The sequence below is a fragment of the Cellulophaga omnivescoria genome (assembly GCF_001999725.1).
Lineage (GTDB): Bacteria > Bacteroidota > Bacteroidia > Flavobacteriales > Flavobacteriaceae > Cellulophaga > Cellulophaga omnivescoria.
This window is the reverse complement of record NZ_MDDP01000010.1, coordinates 282,607-301,109: the sequence shown is the minus strand read 5'-3', so window position 1 is coordinate 301,109 and position 18,503 is coordinate 282,607. Positions and strand designations below refer to the sequence as shown.

Sequence of the window (18,503 nt, the reverse complement as noted above, 5' to 3'; positions counted from 1 at the left end):
CACTAATTTTGCACATTAATTAAATATATATAATGAAGTCAATTACAATTACAGGATCACAAAGAGAAAGCGTGGGCAAAAAAGCAACTAAAGCCTTACGTAATGCTGGAATGGTTCCTTGCGTAGTATACGGAGGAAAGCAACCACTACATTTTTCAGCACCAGAACTAGCGTTCAAAGATTTAGTGTACACTCCAAACGCGCACACAGTTGTGATAGATTTGGAAAACGGAGAAAAAGTGAATGCAGTTATACAAGACATTCAGTTTCACCCAGTATCAGACAGAATTATTCACATAGATTTTTACCAATTATTTGATGATAAAGCGGTAACTATGGATATTCCTGTTCGTTTAGTTGGTAACTCTCCAGGGGTTAGAAATGGTGGTAGATTATTATTTAGAAAAAGAAAGCTTACTATTAAAGCTTTACCAGCTAAATTACCAGATTTCTTTGATGTAGATATCAATAAATTAAAAATTGGTGGTAACATATCAGTATCTTCATTAATAAATGATGATTTTACTATTTTACACCCAAACAATACAGTTGTTGTACAGGTTAAATCATCTCGTAACGTTGTTGCTACTGATGATGATGACGAAGAAGAGGAAGCTGCTGAGGCTCCTGCTGCTGAGTAAATCTCAACAAATATAAATTAAAGCATCCTGCCTTGGAATTTACCAAGTTTCAGGATGCTTTTGTATTTTTGATGCTTTTATAACTTATGATTGCACAAATAATCAAATCAATTTTTAGAACAAAATCATTGTTCGTTTTAGAAGAGAAAGATCCTATGAAAAAGTTTTTAGTAGTAGGCCTAGGAAATATAGGCGCAGAATATACAGAAACAAGACATAATATTGGCTTTAAAATACTTGATGCCTTCGCAAAAAAAGAATCTTTAACTTTTGAACCGCAAAAACTAGGGGCTGTTACTACGTACAAAATTAAAGGACGAACCATTCTTTTTTTACAACCTTCTACTTATATGAACCTAAGCGGTAAGGCTATTAGATATTGGTTAGAAAAAGAAAAAATTCCGTTAGAAAATTTATTAGTAATAACAGATGATATTAATTTGCCTTTTGGCACTATACGCGTTAAAACCAAAGGTAGCGATGGTGGCCATAACGGCTTAAAAGACACACAAAACGTATTACAAACTAGTTCTTACAACAGATACAGATTTGGTGTTGGTGCCGATTTTGGAAAAGGCAGACAGGTAGATTATGTTTTGGGGGAATGGAACCAAGAAGAACAAGAAAAGATGCAAGAACGTTTAGAGCGCTCCATAGAACTTATTAAGTCTTTTGTATTGGCTGGCGTAAAAACTACTATGAACCATTTTAACAACACTTAATTACTTAGCTTTAAACTCATAAATTCCAGAGTCTGATGAGTTTCCCTCTTCATCTATAGTTACAACTTTCCAGTAGCATACAGTATTAACTACCACACCTACTTTTACCGTAGTATTATCTGGTGCATTTGTTGTTAATAATCCTGTTGGTGGTGTTACCGTTCCAAAATACACTTGGTAACTAGCTATATCATTATCTACATCTTCTGCTATCCACTCTAACTCTACATCGTTATTGGTATCTTTAAATACCGTTTGCCCAGATTTAGGAGCTATTATCTCTGCCGCAAAAGGCGGATATGTAGTTTGCGAACCTGCATTGTAAAATTTCCAAATTTCACTGGCTGTTGTCTCTGAAACCTCATCATTTTTAGCAATTACAAACCAAGAGTAAGCAACTCCCTTATCTAAAACAACCTTTTGCGTAGTGGCTGTTGTAGTTAATGTTTGCGTTAAATTAGTATTTAAATTGGTAATCTTAACATCGTATAAATCTGTTCTGGCAGATGCATTCCACTGCAACTCTACCTCACTTGTATTTGTTGTACCTATAGCAATACCAGTAGTACACTCAGAGCTTTTTAAAGGGTAAACAAGTTCTGGTGATGATGGTGGCTTTGGAGAACTTTTAGAACAAGACAGTGCCAATAATAGACACAAAAGCATTAGTAATTTTTTCATTTCTTAATTAATTTTGTTTCACCTTTAACCACACCACCATCAAACAATACAACATACATACCCTTTGCTAAGGCAGATACATCTAAATTCACTTTTCCGTCTTTAACAGTATATTCTTTCTGCTCTAATATTTGTCCGCTTAAAGTATAAATAGTAACCGTTACAGAGCCAGATAAAGTACCTAAATAAGCCACAGCCTTGCCTTGTGTTGGGTTTGGTGATATTACCGGATTTGCTGCAATATAAATTTGCTGCTGGTACACCCCTTGGCATTCTAGACCTGTTGACACTTTTACTGTATTTAAACCATTTTTAAGCGCCAAGCTAGCTGTTTTATCTGTAGTTTGTAGCGTTACTCCATTTAACTCTAAATTGTACAAATTAGCACCACTTAACTGCAATTTAAGTGTTTTATTCTGCACAGCAGATAATACTTGTAACACATCTGGTTGGGTAACAACAACTGTTACACAATAATCTTCATAAGTAATTGTACCGTCTGTACCAGATATACAAATTTGGTACGTACCAGCACTTAAATCGTCTAAACTTACTGTATCTGTAAATGCTTCTGTAATATTAACTCCGTTACCAGTTATGGATACACTGTAATTAATTTCTTCTACAGCATCAATAAAAATTTCTCCATCATTGCTAGTAGAACAAGCTTCACTTTCTATAGAAATTGTAAAATTATCTGGTCTAAACCTGTAAATAGCACAACCGTTAACATCTACCTCTGCTCCATTTGGTGTTCCTAAACAAGCATCATCTCCATCATCAAAAACACCATCATTATCTGCATCTGGTCTAGACAAACCTTCTACACATATTTCTAAACTAAAATTATTTATTTGTCCACCATCAGAAGAAGCGCCATCTTTTACCTCTAAAATCCATTCGCCTAAAACCGATTCACCATTTAATGAAGCCAATGAACCCAACGGCCTAACACTACCACCAATTGCTGCACCAGAGCCACTACCACAAACAAAACTTGCACTATCATCATCAAAAACCGCATTAATATCCTGAAAATCTCCACAAGAATTTGAGGTTAACACCACTCTTGTTCCTTGAGGAGAAATAAGGCTTATAGTTAAATCACTTAAAAAACTATGGGTAATATCTACACTAACATTTACATCTGTAATAGGCAAATCATCTAAAAAGGTAATTTTTGACTGTAGCACAGATGTACCCACGGTTGGTATGGTTTTAGGTAAGTCTTGAGCCTGCTTGGTATTACAACTAACCAAGGCTGTGGTAAATGTATACGCTGGACCAAAAGTACCTTCTGCACACAAACTTTTTGGTTTAACACGCCAATAATACGTTGTTTCTGCCAACAAACCAGTTGGTTTATATGTGGTAAAAGGAGTTGTTTTTGCTTCAACTATATTGGTAAAAGCAGCATCTGTGGCTATCTCTAAATCATAAGAAGAATATGCTACGTTTTCTTCCCACAGTAGCGTTTCGTTCATATTAACACCGGCCGCACCATTACCTGGAGAAATTAACCCCACATCTGCAAAACTAGTATTGCCAATTACTAATGTAATAACCACTCCCGTAGTATTTGTTGCAGATGTAGAAAGTACAGTAATTTCATAAGTTCCTGGCGCTACATTTTGGGTATTAGACAAGGTTAAATCTACATTGGTATTATTTGTATCTGCCGTTGGAGTAGAAAAAGCTACGCCTAAATTTGTTGGCGCACCAAAAACACTAAACGTAGAGGTCTCATCAAATCCATTATTAACAGTATATTTAAAAGGTATTACTACATTGTTAGGCTGACATACATTATAAGTTAACTCTACAAATTCCAAGTTAACATCTGATGTATTTACAGTAAAGTTTGATGAATTAATGGCATAATACACATTGTCTGTAGGCATTACACGTATTCTAGCAGTTGTTGTAACAACATTTGGTATTTGTACAATTTGCGATCCGTCATTAATTACATTCTCTGCCAATACAATAGGAAAAGACAATCCAGAATCTATTGACATATATATATTTACTGCCTCTGTGTTTATGGGTGCCGCATTAGTACCTGCCACATCCCATGTTACCAACTGTACAGAACCAGATTGGTATACCTCATTATTAGATTGTGATGTTACCTTAAATGGCCCTGCAGCATTTACCACTCGCACATTCATAGTTTCAGATACTACTTGTCCGCCTCCAACAACATTGTCTCTTACTGTTAAAGCAAAATTTAAATCTCTCTCTACATCAGAAACTGTTTCCCAAGAAGAACCTTCAGAAGGATTTACCTGAGTTAAATTACCCTGTATAACACGCTCTATTTTAGGAAAATAACGTTCTTTTTCAATTGTAGGCTTTAAAGATCTAAAATTAGCTCCACTAGGGTTCTCTGGTCCAAAATTAGTTCGGGTAACAACGCCATTATCTATCTGCTCCCAGGCATATGTTAACACATCTCCAGCATCTAAATCTGTTGCCTCTCCAGACAAAACAAACGGGGTTGACTTAGGAATTATATAGTTAGACAAAGGACTTATTACAGGCGGATTATTGGAAATTGCCGTAGTTACACCACAACTTATGTTACTAACATACTCAGCAATTTGAAAAATACTATAATAATGAAAATAATCATCTCCGTTAGTTTGCACATTATTACCATCTGCAATGCCTGCATATCCCATAATTGTAGATCCACTAGCTGGTTCTGCTTGCACTAAAGTTCCTTCAGAGTCAAAAGACCAGGTATGGTTTGCTCCAAATTGGTGTCCAATTTCATGAGCAACAAAATCTACATCAAACAAATCTCCTTCTGGCGTACTACGAGAAGAATAAGCTCTACCTTTCCAATTATCGTCACAAACAGAGCCTACTGTACCAGCATTACCTCCGTTTGGTCCTTGATGAAAAAGATGCCCTACATCATAATTAGCAGAACCAATTACCGTAGTAAATGTATTTTGGGCTTGTGTATTTAAACTACCAGAATACGGATCTGTTGCTGCATCTGTGTATATAACTTGGTCTGTATTTGCTACCAGTTCTAAATGTATTCCTAAATCGGTCTCAAAAACCGCGTTTACTCTTGTTAGTGTTGCATTTATTGCTGCCAATGCATCTGCCACACTACCACCATGATAAGCTGTATATTCACCAGATGCAGAAATAGCTATTCTGTATGTTCTTAAAGTTTGGTCGTTTATTTGCCTAGCTGCAGATGCTTTTTTACTTGTAGCAATAACAGATTTAGTTTCACAAACAAACTCATCTTTATGCTGGTGCGCACTTGCTTTGTACACTACATATTCTTCTTTACTTTGTTTTGTAGGCTGCATATAAATCGCCTCTTCTCTGTCTGCAGACACCATCATACTTTGTATACCTTTATGAGACATACTAAAACGTATTCTTTCTTTTGGATTTACAACACCGTACCCTACATAAGACTTAATATTTGGATATTTTTTTGCAAGACCTGGTGCAAAAATTGTATGTTCATTTACATAAAAGGCTTTTAATTCTCCATTTACATCTGGAAAATAAACCACTTTTTTTCCTTTAGCACTTTTATTTGCTTGTAATGTTGTAGAAAATGCTGATTCATCTAAATAAAACGTTTTTGCTTCATTTACATCTAAATTTTGTATAGATTTAGCTGCCGAATTACGTTGCAAATCACTAGTTTTCCAATAATTCTGTTGTGCAATACCGTAAAAGCTACCAAATAATATGGTTATTGAAAAAACAAGGCGTAGTTTTGTAATCATTCAAAGCAATTTAATATTCAAAAATAGTCTTTTTATTATTTTAGTCTCGTGATAACAATTAAAAGCATTTCAAAATTCGACAAAGCACACGCTACAGTTATTACAATTGGTACTTTTGACGGTGTACATATTGGCCATAAAAAGATACTAGAAAGACTCATAAATAGTGCCAAACTGTTAGAAATAGAAAGTACAGTACTTACTTTTTTCCCACATCCTAGAATGGTTTTGCAACAAGATAGTAATATTAAATTACTTAACACTATTGAAGAAAAAGAAATGATACTAAGCAACTTAGGCTTAGACTTTTTAATTGTTCATCCTTTCTCTAAAGAATTTTCTAGACTAAGTGCAATAGATTTTGTCCGCGACCTCTTAGTTAATAAACTCAATACTAAAAAAATTATTATTGGTTACGATCACAGATTTGGACGTAACCGTAATGCAGATATTAACGACCTTAAAAATTACGGCATTACATTTGATTTTGATGTGGAAGAAATTACTGCACAGGAAATTGATGATGTATCTGTTAGCTCTACTAAAATTAGAAAAGCTTTAGCAGAAGGTGATGTTAAAAAAGCAAACAGTTACCTTGGTTACAACTATATGCTAACGGGTATTGTTACAAAAGGTAAAGGTTTAGGCAGGCAATTAAATTTTCCTACTGCAAATATTTATATTAAAGAAGAATATAAGCTAATTCCTAAAAACGGAGTGTATGTAGTTAAAGCTAAATTACATAATGTTACTGTTTTTGGTATGATGAATATTGGCTACAACCCTACCGTTAACGGCACAGAACAAACTATAGAGGTACACTTTTTTAACTTTAACGAAGACCTGTACGGCAAAAAAATACAGGTAGACATTTTAGACCGCATAAGAGATGAGATAAAGTTTAACTCTTTAGACGATTTAAAAAATCAGCTTACAAAAGACCAAGAAACTGCTACTAGTTTAATTGCTAAACTATGACCACTTTCCTATTTAAAAAAATAGACAATGCCGGCTTAATTCTTTTTAGAATATTTTTTGGCATACTTATAAGTTTAGAGTCTTTTGGCGCTATACTTACTGGCTGGGTAAAAGCCAACCTGGTAGAACCTACTTTTAATTTTAGTTTTATAGGTTTTGAGTGGCTAAACACAATTACTGGCCCAGGTATGTATGCTTATTTTGTAATTATGGGTATTACAGGTATTTTTATTTCCGTTGGGTATAAATACCGCTACAGTATGTTAACTTTTGCGTTGCTATGGACTAGTGTTTACTTAATGCAAAAAACATCATACAACAACCATTATTACCTATTAATGTTAATTTCTTGGATAATGGTATTTTTCCCTGCAAATGCAGACAACTCTATAGATGCTAGGAAAAATCCAGAAATACGCACCAATAAAATGTATGCGTACAACAAGTACATAATTGTATTACAATTAACCATAGTTTATACGTATGCATCTGTAGCTAAATTATATGCAGACTGGTTAGACTTTGGTTTTATAAAAGTACTTATGCAAAACAAGGCCAATTATTTTTTAATTGGAGAATTTTTACAACTAGCATGGGTACATAAAGTAGTTGCTGTTTTTGGTATTTTGTTTGATTTACTTATTATTCCGGCATTATTATGGAAACCTAGCCGAAAAATAGCTTTTGTTTTAGCTATCTTTTTTCACTTGTTTAACTCAATTGTTTTTCAAATAGGTATTTTCCCATACTTGGCTTTAGCCTTTACCGTTTTCTTTTTTGAGCCACAAAAACTTAGAAAAATATTTTATATGGTAGAGAAAAAGGCTCTACCAATTACCACAACTACTCCTAAACATAAAAACCTTGTTGTTAGTATTTGGATAATTTATTTTTTATTTCAATTAGTATTACCTGTAAGACATCATTTTTTTAAAGACGATGTTTTATGGACCGAAGAAGGACACAGACTTAGTTGGCGTATGATGTTGCGCTCACGTTCTGGCAGCGTTACTTTTACTACAGTAGACAAAGACACAAATGAAAAAAAGCGAATTAATTTAAGCAACTATCTTACTAAAAAACAACGCAGAAAAATAGGAGCATATCCAGATTTTATTTGGCAATTTGCACAACATTTAAAAAAAGAAGCTAAAAAGGAAAATAAAAATATTGCTGTGTACGTAAACTCTAGAGTTAGCATTAACGGCAAACCATACCAACCTTTTATAGATCCTAAAGTAGATTTAGCACAAGAAAAATGGCATCATTTTAAGCACAATAATTTTATTTTACCTAGTCCAAAGTAAATTACAAGCACTAAACTCTTCAAGTTTTACGCTTTCTCTTTTGCGCAATCCCTTTTTACCATTAAATTTGCTTTTAAAATTTAAATAAATGCTACAGCTTCAAGCTATCCGAGAACAAAAAGACGAGATTATTATCGCCCTAAAAAAGCGTAATATAGATGCAGCTCCTTTGTTAGAAAACGTACTTTCATTAGATGAAAAACGTAGAGATGCACAAACCAAATTAGACAACACACTTGCAGAGAGCAATAAGTTATCTAAAGAAATTGGTATGCTTTTTAAGTCCGGAAAAGCGCAAGAAGCTAACGTTTTAAAGGAACGTACTGTTGCTTTAAAAGACGAATCTAAAATCTACCAAGAAGAACTAAATAGCGTTGCAGAAGAATTACAAAGCTTACTGTACCAAATTCCTAACGTACCACACTCAAGTGTGCCTGCAGGAAGTACTGATGAAGATAATGAGGAAATTTTTAGAGAAGGAGATATTCCTGAATTAGCAGAAGGTGCTTTACCGCACTGGGAACTAGCTAAAAAATATGACATAATAGATTTTGAACTTGGAGTTAAAATTGCTGGTGCCGGTTTTCCTGTTTATAAAGGAAAAGGAGCAAGATTGCAACGTGCCTTAATTTCATATTTTTTAGATAAAAATACAGCTGCTGGCTACCAAGAAATTCAGGTTCCGCATTTAGTTAATGAAGCTTCTGGTTACGGAACAGGGCAGTTACCAGACAAAGAAGGACAAATGTACCACGTTACTGCCGATGATTTATACTTAATACCAACTGCAGAAGTACCAGTAACTAACATTTTTAGAGACAGTATAGTAAATCAAAAAGATTTTCCTATAACCTACACAGGTTACACTCCTTGTTTTAGAAGAGAAGCTGGTAGTTACGGTGCACACGTACGAGGATTAAATAGATTACACCAGTTTGATAAGGTTGAAATTGTACGCGTAGAACACCCAGACAACTCTTATGCCGCATTAGATGGTATGGTAGAACATATTAAAGATATTTTAAGAGAATTAAAACTACCTTACAGAATTTTACGCCTATGTGGTGGCGACCTTGGTTTTACTGCTGCGCTTACGTTTGATTTTGAAGTTTTTTCTACAGCACAAGACCGTTGGTTAGAAATTAGTTCTGCGTCTAACTTTGAAGCATACCAAGCAAACAGACTTAAGTTACGTTTTAAAGATGACAATGGTAAAAGCCAATTTGCGCATACTTTAAATGGTAGCTCTTTAGCTTTGCCACGTGTTTTAGCCGGAATTTTAGAGAATTACCAAACAGAAAATGGCATTAAAATACCAGATGTTCTTGTGCCTTACTGTGGTTTTGATATGATAGATTAAGTTACTTTAACAAGAACTTCTTATATTCTTGGTATCTTTACTAAAAAATAGATTTCTTGAGAATATTTATACTTATACTAGCCTGCTGTTTTGCGCAACTTTCCGTTGGGCAAAACAGCTTTTTAGCTAAACAATATTTTGATGATGGCGATTTTGACAAGGCTGTAGTTTTTTACGAAAGATTGGTTAAAGAAAACCCAAGAAGATCAGACTATCAAACGTTTTTAATTAGTTGTTACCAACAGTTAGAGCGTTATGCAGATGCAGAAAAACTTATAAAAGCAAACCTACAATCTCCCAACCCACACCCAGTTTATTACATAGACTTAGGGCACAACTACACCTTACAAGGTAAAGATGCAGAAGCCACAAAGTATTACGATTTAGCATACTCTAAAGTTGAAGAAAACCCTAGAGATGGCTACGGTTTAGCTTATAAATTTCAGAATTATTCCCTTTTAGACTATGCGGCAAAAACGTACAGTAAAGCAATGCAACTAAACCCTGCTTTAGACTTTAATTTTCAATTAGCGCGCATATACGGAGAACAGGGTAATGTAGAAAAAATGTTTTCTAGTTTATTAAACATAGTGGGCAAAGACCCAAATAAAATGCCTACTGTAATACGTAATTTAGACGATTTTATTACAGCAGATTCTGATTACCGAAACAACACAATATTAAAAAAACTTATACTTAAAAACGCACAAAGGAGTCCGGATATTATTTGGAATGAGATGCTAAGTTGGTTATTTATACAGCAAAAGCAATATTACAGTGCCTTTAGTCAAGAAAAAGCTATTTATAAGCGCTCACAAGACGCCAGCTTAAGAAGATTACAAACATTGGCTAATATATGTGTTGATGAAAATGAAAAAGAAACTGCACAAGAAATTTTTAATTACATTGTAACAAATAGCACTAGAGTAGATAATATAAAATTATATGCAGAGTTGCAGAGAGTAGAACTAGACTTAGATTTGTCTGAAAATAAAAACACAGAAGCAGCTCAAAAATCTTTTAACTATCTTTTAGAAACCTATGGCTATAAACCACATAGCATACAATTACAATTAAAATATGCCAATTTTTTGGCCTTTAAAAAAAACAGTACCGCAGAAGCTACATCTGTCTTAAAAAAAACTTTAGAGTTACAACTTAACAGATATGAAGAAGCCAAAGTAAAAATGGCTTTAGCAGATATTTTGGTTTATAATAAAAGATTTAACGAAGCCTTAATTTATTACACACAAATACAAAAAAATCTAAAAAATGATATTTTAGCGCAAAATGCACGCTTTAAAGTAGCTAAGGCTAGTTTTTATAAAGGAGATTTTGATTGGGCTTTGGCACAATTAAAGGTCTTACGTAGCTCTACTTCTCAATTAATTGCAAATGATGCAATGCAACTTAGCCTTTTAATTTCAGATAATAGTTTGCAAGACTCTACCAAAACAGCACTTAAAAAGTATGCTACGGCAGATTTATTAGCATACCAAAATAAAACCGCAGCAGCAATAGCGGCTTTAGATGATATTTTAGAAAATCACAAAGGAGAAAAAATTGAAGATGAAGCCTTATTAAAACAGGCAGAGCTACTTATAGAGCAAAAAAAATATGAAAAAGCGGAGTTTAATTACCTGAAAATTATAGAGTTTTATGGAACAGGTATTTTAGCCGATGATGCTCATTATGCTTTAGGTAATTTGTACCAAAACATACTTTATAAGCCAGAAGAAGCTAAATATCACTATGAAAAAATAATATACAGTTACCAAGACAGCTATTTTTTCCCGTTAGCAAGAAAAGAGTTTAGAAAACTTAGAGGAGACGCTATAAATTAGTTATAGCTTTGCAAACTGTACAAAAATAAACATTACACTAAAAAAAAGATTATGTATATATACAACGTAACCATTAATGTAGAGGAAGAAGTGCACGATAAGTGGTTGTCTTGGATGAAAGAAACACACATACCAGATATGTTAGCTACTGGTAAATTTACAGGTGCAAAAATGTGTAAGGTTATTATAAAAGAAGAAATGGGAGGTGTAACATACTCTGTACAATACAGCACACCAAACAAAGAAACTTTAGACGTTTATTACAAAGATGACGCAGATAAACTACGCCAGGAAGCAAACAAGCTTTTTGCTGGCAAGTTTGTTGCTTTTAGAACAGAGTTAGAAGTTATTGGAGAAGCAGTATTAACTCCTGCAAAAAAATAAAACTACCTTTTGCAAAAAACAAAGTTTTAAACAATTAGCTACATAAATATGTCTAAAAAAAAGAAAGAATTTTTCAAGAAAAATAAGGCCGAACGTAAAAATGATAGTCCTGTTAAGGCTAAAAAACACCTTGGCCAGCATTTTTTGACAGATGAAGCTATTGCACAACAAATTGCAGAAACATTAACTCATACTGGGTACACAAACGTTATAGAAATTGGTCCGGGTACTGGTGTACTTACCAAGTACATTTTAAAACATAATTTAAATTTAATAGCTATGGATTTAGATACTGAATCTATAGCATATTTAAATCAGAATTTTTTATTAGAACACCCAGATTTACTTAACCGAAAAGGTACATTTAAAGTTGTGGAGGCAGATTTTTTAAAACAAGATTTAACTACCATTTTTGGCGACGAACAATTTGCTATAAGCGGTAATTTCCCGTACAACATATCTACACAAATTGTGTTTAAAACACTAGAACACAAAGAGCAGATACCAGAGTTTACAGGTATGTTTCAAAAAGAAGTTGCAGAGCGCATTTGCTCTAAAGAAGGTAGTAAAGCTTATGGTATTTTATCTGTATTAACACAAGCTTACTACCACGCAGAGTATTTGTTTACTGTACCTCCAACAGTTTTTAATCCACCGCCAAAGGTAGACTCTGGTGTACTAAGGCTAACTCGTAAAGAAAATTTAGACATAGGTGTAGATGAAAAATTATTATACCGTGTTGTAAAAGCAGTATTTAATCAGCGTAGAAAAACCATCAGAAATAGCTTAAAAACCTTTGAACTTTCTGATAATTTAAAAGAAGACCCTATCTTTGGCAAACGTCCAGAACAATTAGCAGTTGCGGATTTTGTAGCACTTACAAAAAAGATAGCCAATGACACCGTTTAAATTAACAGACGAGTTTTTACAGCATATAGAAACATTAATTTCCAATCAAAAAGATGCAGATATTCAGCTTCTTTTAGAGGAAATACACTATGCAGATATTGCAGAAATAGTTAATGAGCTAAATACTGATGAAGCTACTTACATTATTAAACTATTAGAGAGTGATAAAACCTCTGATATTTTAACCGAGCTAGATGAAGACGTAAGAGAATCTATTTTAGGAAACTTATCTACCAAGGAAATTGCAGATGAGCTTAATGAACTAGATACAGATGATGCCGCAGATATTGTTGCAGAGTTACCACAAAACATTGTACAAGAGGTAATATCTGAACTAGAAGACAGGGAACATGCAAAAGACATTGTAGACCTTTTACGATATGATGAGTATTCTGCTGGTGGATTAATGGCAAAAGAACTTGTTAAAGTAAATGTAAATTGGAATGTGCTTACCTGCGTAAAAGAAATGCGCGCACAGGCAGAAAATGTAACCAGAGTACACTCTATTTATGTAGTAGATGACGAAGAAAAATTAAAAGGAAGATTATCATTAAAAGATTTACTTACCACATCAACAAAAACACACATTAAAGATGTGTATATCCCAAAGGTAGATTCTGTTTCTGTAAACGAAAAACCAGAAGAAATTGCTAAAATAATGTCTAGGTATGACCTTGAAGCCATACCCGTTGTAGATGAAATTGGCAGACTTGTGGGTAGAATTACTATTGATGATATTGTAGACGTAATTAAAGAAGAAGCCGACAAAGATTACCAAATGGCGGCAGGTATATCACAAGATGTAGAAGCAGATGATAGTATTTTAGACCTTACAAAAGCACGTTTACCTTGGTTAATACTAGGTCTTTTTGGCGGTGTAGGCTCTGCCACTATTATGGGCACTTTTGAAGGCGTTATTAAAGGTCACATATCCTTACTATTATTTACACCATTAATTGCCGCTATGGCTGGTAATGTTGGTGTACAATCTAGTGCAATTATAGTACAAGGTATTGCTAATGATGACCTTAAAGGTAGTATGATTAATAGGCTAATTAAAGAGATTCTACTGTCTGCCCTTAACGGTACTATACTAGCTATAATACTTTTTAGCTTTGCTTGGCTAATGGAAGGCGATGTAAAAATGGCATTTGCGATTTCTATTTCATTAATTGCTGTTATAATTGTTGCTGGTATTATTGGCACGTTTGTCCCTATTTTTTTACATAAAAGAGGCATAGACCCTGCCATTGCAACTGGTCCGTTTATCACTACTAGTAATGATATTTTTGGTATTATAATTTATTTTTCAATAGCTAAAATGTTCTTATAAAACATAAGCGGTATCATTCTTAATTTCCTCTAAAACAAAAGAACTTTGCACGTTAGATATGCCCTTAATTACAGATAATTTATCTAATACAAATTGTTGGTACTGCGTCATATCACTAACAGCAACTTTTAGTAAAAAATCGTAATTACCAGACAAGTGTTGGCAGCTCATTATTTCTGGCAAATTAGCCACGCTATTTTTAAAATTATCTATTAATTCCCTAGAGTGCGTTGCTAATGTAATATGGCAATATACTTTAATGGTTTTATTAATCATTTCCTCACTAAGTAATGCAACATAGCCTTTAATATAATTTTGCTGCTCTAACTTTTTAATACGCTCAAAAGTAGGCGATACTGTTAGTCCAATTTTATCTGCAATTTCTTTAGTGTTTTGCTTTGCATTTTGTTGCAATAGCATTAGTATTTTTTTGTCTACAGCATCCATATCAGTATATTTTTTTGTTAGGTCGATAAAATTCAATTTAAAACAGAATAATCATACTGAAAATAAAAAACATAACAGTATTATTTATCAAACTAACAACAAATTAAAGACACTTTGCCTGGAAATACTAATTTTACAGCATTAAAACCTACTATACTACTATGTATCAAAACATATCAGAAAAAGACACAGAACGCCTTTACAAACTAAAGGAAAACATAGAACAAGCCAGAGATACATTTTTAGGTTACCCTGTATCTAAAGATTTTGATTATTCTGAGCTTAGCAGCTTTTTACAATACCCAATAAACAACTTAGGAGATCCGTTTGAAGATGGTACGTACAAAGTACAAACCCACGAAATGGAAAAAGAAGTTGTTGCTTTTTTTGCAAAACTATTTAGAGCACAACCAACAGATTATTGGGGTTATATTACCAATGGTGGCTCAGAAAGCAACTTATACGGTTTGTATTTAGCAAGAGAATTATACCCAAAAGGAATGGTGTATTATTCTGAGTCTACACACTATAGCGTGCGTAAAAATATTCATTTGTTAAATATTCCAAGTATAATAATTCGTTCTCAAGAAAATGGAGAAATAGATTATGAAGATTTTGAGAATACAGTTAAAATGAATCGTCATAAACCTGCCATTGTACTCACTACATTTGGCACTACAATGAAAGAAGCAAAAGACGATGTTTCTAAAATAAAAAGTATTTTAAAAAACTTAGCCATACAAGACCATTATATACATTGTGACGCTGCATTATCTGGCACATACGGCGCATTTATGGAGCCACGCATACCGTTTGACTTTAAAGATGGGGCAGATAGTATATCTATAAGCGGACATAAGTTTATAGGTTCCCCTATTCCGTCTGGTGTTATAATTACCAAGCGTAGCAATAGGGATCGTATTGCAAAAGGCATCTCTTACATTGGTTCTTTAGATACTACAATTACAGGTTCTAGAAATGGTCATAGTCCACTATTTTTATGGTATGCACTTAAAAAACTAGGCGTAAATGGCTTAAGAGCCCGTTACCAAAAAAGTTTAGAAACTGCTGTGTATTGTGAAAACAGACTAAAAGAAATTGGAGTAAACGCTTGGCGTAATCCAAATTCTATTACTGTTGTATTTCCTAAAACGGCTATAGAAGTAAAACAAAAATGGCAATTAGCTACAGAAGGTAATGTTGCCCATGTTATTTGTATGCCCAATGTTACAAAAGCACAAATAGATGAGTTTATTTATGATATGTCGCAAGCCAGCACTATTGAAGAAGAAGAATTTGAGCTAGATTTTTAGATTAACACTACTAGTTTAGAACCTAAAAGTCAATGGAAGTATTTTCCATTGGCTTTTTTTGTTACCAATTGGTTATCTTTATAAATAACAAAGCAATAACCAATGATAAAAAACTTATTACACATATGTGTTTTACTGCTTATATTAAGTGCTTGCAAACCCAAAGAAAAACCAGAAAGCACCACAAAAATAACTAACAAGAAGACAACAATAAATAACACGCCCAAAATTACCAATACTGCATTGGTTATTTTAGGAACGGTACAAGATGCTGGTTCACCACAGATAGGATGCAAAAAAGATTGTTGTAAAGACTTATTTACAAACCCTGACCCAAGCAGAAAAGTTGTTTCATTAGGAGTTGTAGACACCAAAAACAAAGCAACTTTTTTGTTTGAAGCCACACCAGATATTGCAACACAAGTAAAGACCTTAAAAAACAGTGCTAATTTTAATGCATATGAAATTCCTACCGGTGTTTTTTTAACACACGCACATATTGGTCATTACGCAGGTTTAATGTACTTAGGAAAAGAAGCTATGAATGCTAGTAACACACCTGTTTATGCTATGCCTAAAATGAAAACATTTTTAGAAAACAATGGGCCTTGGAGTCAGCTTGTGGCCAACCAAAACATAGAAATAAAAGCTACTGAAAACAACAAAACAATACAGCTAACCTCTACTTTAAAAGTAGTTCCTTTTACTGTTCCACACAGAGATGAGTTTTCTGAAACCGTAGGTTACACCATAATTGGACCAAACAAAAGTGCTTTGTTTATTCCAGATATTGACAAGTGGAATAAGTGGGAACAAGATATTATTACTGAAATTGCAAAAGTAGATTATGCCTTTATAGATGCTACTTTTTTTGATGCCGCAGAAATAAACAACAGAGATATTTCTGAAATACCTCATCCATTTATTGTAGAAAGTATGGAATTATTTAAAGAGTTAACTTTTACAGAAAAAAGTAAAATAAACTTCATCCATTTTAACCATACAAACCCAGCCTTAAACATTAAAAGCGCTAAGGCAAAACAAATTATAAAAAACGGTTTTAACATAGCACAAATTAACGGTGTTTACAACTTATAAAAACACCTTACAAATACTATATTTACTTAAAAATTACACCTATGAAAATTAAACTATTTTATCTTTTAGTTTGTGCACTTTTTACAACAGTAACCAACGCACAAACCTATGCTAAAAATGGTATGGTAGTATCAGACAACAGCGTAGCATCTAAAGTTGGCACAGAAATACTAAAAAAAGGCGGTAATGCAATAGATGCCTCTGTAGCAACTGCTTTTGCACTGGCAGTTACGCACCCACAAGCAGGTAATATTGGCGGTGGTGGCTTTTTGGTTTTTATGAAATCTGATGGCAACGCTACTACAATAGATTTTAGAGAAAAAGCACCTTTAAAAGCAACTACAAATATGTTTTTAGATGAACAGGGCAACTTAAAACCTGGCTCTAACCACAATGGTTTACAATCTGTTGGTGTACCCGGAACCGTTGCAGGTTTATATATGGCGCACAAAAAATATGGCAAACTACCTTGGTCTTCACTAGTACAACCAGCTATTAATTTAGCAGAAAACGGTGTGCCTTTGTCTTATACGCTTTATAAGCACGCCTTACATTACAAAAAGGAATCTGAATTTATGGCCAATTATTTTACCAATGAAAAAGGTGAAATAACACAAATGGATGAAATTTGGAAACAACCTGTACTTGCCGCAACGCTAAAAGAAATTAGAGACAATGGTAAAGACGGTTTTTACAAAGGTAAAGTAGCCAAAGAAATTGCTCGTTTTATGAAAAAAAATGACGGTTTAATTACATTAAAAGATTTAGCAAAATATGAAGCCGTGGAAAGAGCTCCTTTAAAAGGAACTTATAAGGGATACGACATTCTTGTAATGCCACCTCCTAGTTCTGGTGGAGTTGCATTGTTAGAAATGATGAATATTATGGAGTTAGCAGATTTTAACAAAAAGCCTTTTAACTCTACTCCTTACGTACATTTGGTAGCAGAAGCTATGCGTAGAGCTTTTGCAGATAGAGCAGAACATTTAGGCGACCCAGACTTTAATTTAAATATGCCTTTAGAAAAACTTACGTCTAAACAATTTGCTAAAAACAGGTTTAAAAATATAGATTGGCAAAAAGCATCTGTAAGCGATTCTACCAAATTTGGACAAATTTATGAAGGCAACAATACCACACATTTATCAATTTTAGATAAAGATGGCAATGCAGTGTCTTTAACATATACCTTAGAACACTCTTATGGCTCTAGATTAGGCTCTCCAAAACTTGGTTTTATTTTTAATAATGAAATGGGCGATTTTAATCCGCAACCAGGATACACAAATAGCAAAGGCTTAATTGGTTCCGCTGCTAACATTATTAAGCCAGAAAAAAGAATGCTTTCTAGTATGACACCTACAATTGTTGCCAAAGACGGTAAAGCTGTTTTGGTTATTGGTAGCCCAGGCGGAAGAACAATTATAAACACAGTTTTTCAGACAGTTTTAAATGTTATTGAGTTTAATATGCCTATACACAAAGCTATTGAAGCTATGAAAATTCACCACCAATGGTTACCAGACCGTATTTTGTATGAAAAAGATTTACTGTCTCCAGACACTGTAAAGTCATTAGAAGCTATGGGACACACTATGGTAGAACGCGAGCACTTAGGCAGATTAATGGGTATTACTGTAGATACTGAAAATAAGGTTTATATTGGAGCATCAGACTCATCTAGTCCAGACGGTGGCGCAATTGGTTATTAATTTTAAT

15 protein-coding genes are annotated in these 18,503 nt (G+C 33.7%); 12 read left to right on the top strand and 3 right to left on the bottom strand.

From position 1 onward, the window contains the following. Nucleotides 1-32: 32 nt before the first annotated feature. Nucleotides 33-641, top strand: coding sequence for a 50S ribosomal protein L25/general stress protein Ctc (locus BFJ87_RS06380; RefSeq protein ID WP_077401570.1), 609 nt, complete (start codon nucleotides 33-35; stop codon nucleotides 639-641). A gap of 155 nt (nucleotides 642-796) precedes the next feature. Next, on the top strand, nucleotides 797-1,363 hold the full coding sequence (gene pth / locus BFJ87_RS06375) for an aminoacyl-tRNA hydrolase (RefSeq protein WP_077401568.1): 567 nt from the start codon (nucleotides 797-799) through the stop codon (nucleotides 1,361-1,363). Here pth and BFJ87_RS06370 read toward each other — a convergent pair whose 3' ends face one another. Together BFJ87_RS06370 and BFJ87_RS06365 are read right to left on the bottom strand one after the other, a co-directional pair. Further along, entirely contained in the window at nucleotides 1,364-2,044 is a 681-nt protein-coding gene (locus BFJ87_RS06370; RefSeq protein ID WP_245799596.1) for a hypothetical protein, read from the bottom strand. Beyond that, complete coding sequence (locus tag BFJ87_RS06365; RefSeq protein ID WP_077401565.1) at nucleotides 2,041-5,811, bottom strand: reprolysin-like metallopeptidase; 3,771 nt, start codon at nucleotides 5,809-5,811, stop codon at nucleotides 2,041-2,043. The genes BFJ87_RS06370 and BFJ87_RS06365 overlap by 4 nt, the downstream gene beginning before the upstream one ends. A gap of 48 nt (nucleotides 5,812-5,859) precedes the next feature. On the opposite strand from BFJ87_RS06365, the gene BFJ87_RS06360 reads away from it, so the two are divergent. The 7 genes from BFJ87_RS06360 (at nucleotide 5,860) to mgtE (ending at nucleotide 13,926) form a co-directional block, all read left to right on the top strand. Beyond that, complete coding sequence (locus tag BFJ87_RS06360; RefSeq protein ID WP_077401562.1) at nucleotides 5,860-6,789, top strand: bifunctional riboflavin kinase/FAD synthetase; 930 nt, start codon at nucleotides 5,860-5,862, stop codon at nucleotides 6,787-6,789. After that, nucleotides 6,786-8,096, top strand: a complete 1,311-nt coding sequence (locus tag BFJ87_RS06355; RefSeq protein WP_077401559.1) for an HTTM domain-containing protein — start codon at nucleotides 6,786-6,788, stop codon at nucleotides 8,094-8,096. The genes BFJ87_RS06360 and BFJ87_RS06355 overlap by 4 nt, the downstream gene beginning before the upstream one ends. 88 nt (nucleotides 8,097-8,184) lie before the next feature. Then, nucleotides 8,185-9,456, top strand: coding sequence for a serine--tRNA ligase (serS, locus tag BFJ87_RS06350; RefSeq protein WP_077401556.1), 1,272 nt, complete (start codon nucleotides 8,185-8,187; stop codon nucleotides 9,454-9,456). A 56-nt stretch (nucleotides 9,457-9,512) separates the two neighbouring features. Beyond that, nucleotides 9,513-11,300 (top strand): tetratricopeptide repeat protein, encoded by a 1,788-nt coding sequence (locus BFJ87_RS06345; RefSeq protein WP_077401553.1) that lies wholly within the window; start codon nucleotides 9,513-9,515, stop codon nucleotides 11,298-11,300. Nucleotides 11,301-11,351: 51 nt separating this feature from the next. Further along, nucleotides 11,352-11,684: a DUF4286 family protein gene (locus BFJ87_RS06340; RefSeq protein WP_077401550.1), complete on the top strand. Its 333-nt coding sequence runs from the start codon at nucleotides 11,352-11,354 to the stop codon at nucleotides 11,682-11,684. 48 nt (nucleotides 11,685-11,732) lie between these two features. Next, a complete protein-coding gene (gene rsmA / locus BFJ87_RS06335; RefSeq protein WP_077401547.1) occupies nucleotides 11,733-12,593 on the top strand; it encodes a 16S rRNA (adenine(1518)-N(6)/adenine(1519)-N(6))-dimethyltransferase RsmA in 861 nt (286 codons plus the stop codon). Then, on the top strand, nucleotides 12,580-13,926 hold the full coding sequence (mgtE, locus tag BFJ87_RS06330; protein WP_077401544.1) for a magnesium transporter: 1,347 nt from the start codon (nucleotides 12,580-12,582) through the stop codon (nucleotides 13,924-13,926). Before rsmA ends, mgtE begins: the two co-directional genes overlap by 14 nt. Here mgtE and BFJ87_RS06325 read toward each other — a convergent pair. Beyond that, entirely contained in the window at nucleotides 13,921-14,373 is a 453-nt protein-coding gene (locus BFJ87_RS06325) for an Lrp/AsnC family transcriptional regulator (protein WP_077401540.1), read from the bottom strand. The genes mgtE and BFJ87_RS06325 overlap by 6 nt on opposite strands. 161 nt (nucleotides 14,374-14,534) lie before the next feature. Between BFJ87_RS06325 and BFJ87_RS06320 the strand changes: the two genes are divergently transcribed. From BFJ87_RS06320 to ggt, 3 genes are all read left to right on the top strand, one after another. Further along, entirely contained in the window at nucleotides 14,535-15,686 is a 1,152-nt protein-coding gene (locus BFJ87_RS06320; RefSeq protein ID WP_077401537.1) for a histidine decarboxylase, read from the top strand. Nucleotides 15,687-15,788: 102 nt separating this feature from the next. Continuing rightward, nucleotides 15,789-16,784 carry an MBL fold metallo-hydrolase gene (locus BFJ87_RS06315; protein WP_077401534.1) on the top strand — a complete coding sequence of 332 codons (996 nt, stop codon included), beginning with the start codon at nucleotides 15,789-15,791 and terminating at the stop codon, nucleotides 16,782-16,784. A gap of 41 nt (nucleotides 16,785-16,825) precedes the next feature. After that, nucleotides 16,826-18,496, top strand: a complete 1,671-nt coding sequence (ggt, locus tag BFJ87_RS06310) for a gamma-glutamyltransferase (protein ID WP_077401531.1) — start codon at nucleotides 16,826-16,828, stop codon at nucleotides 18,494-18,496. Nucleotides 18,497-18,503 lie beyond the last annotated feature (7 nt).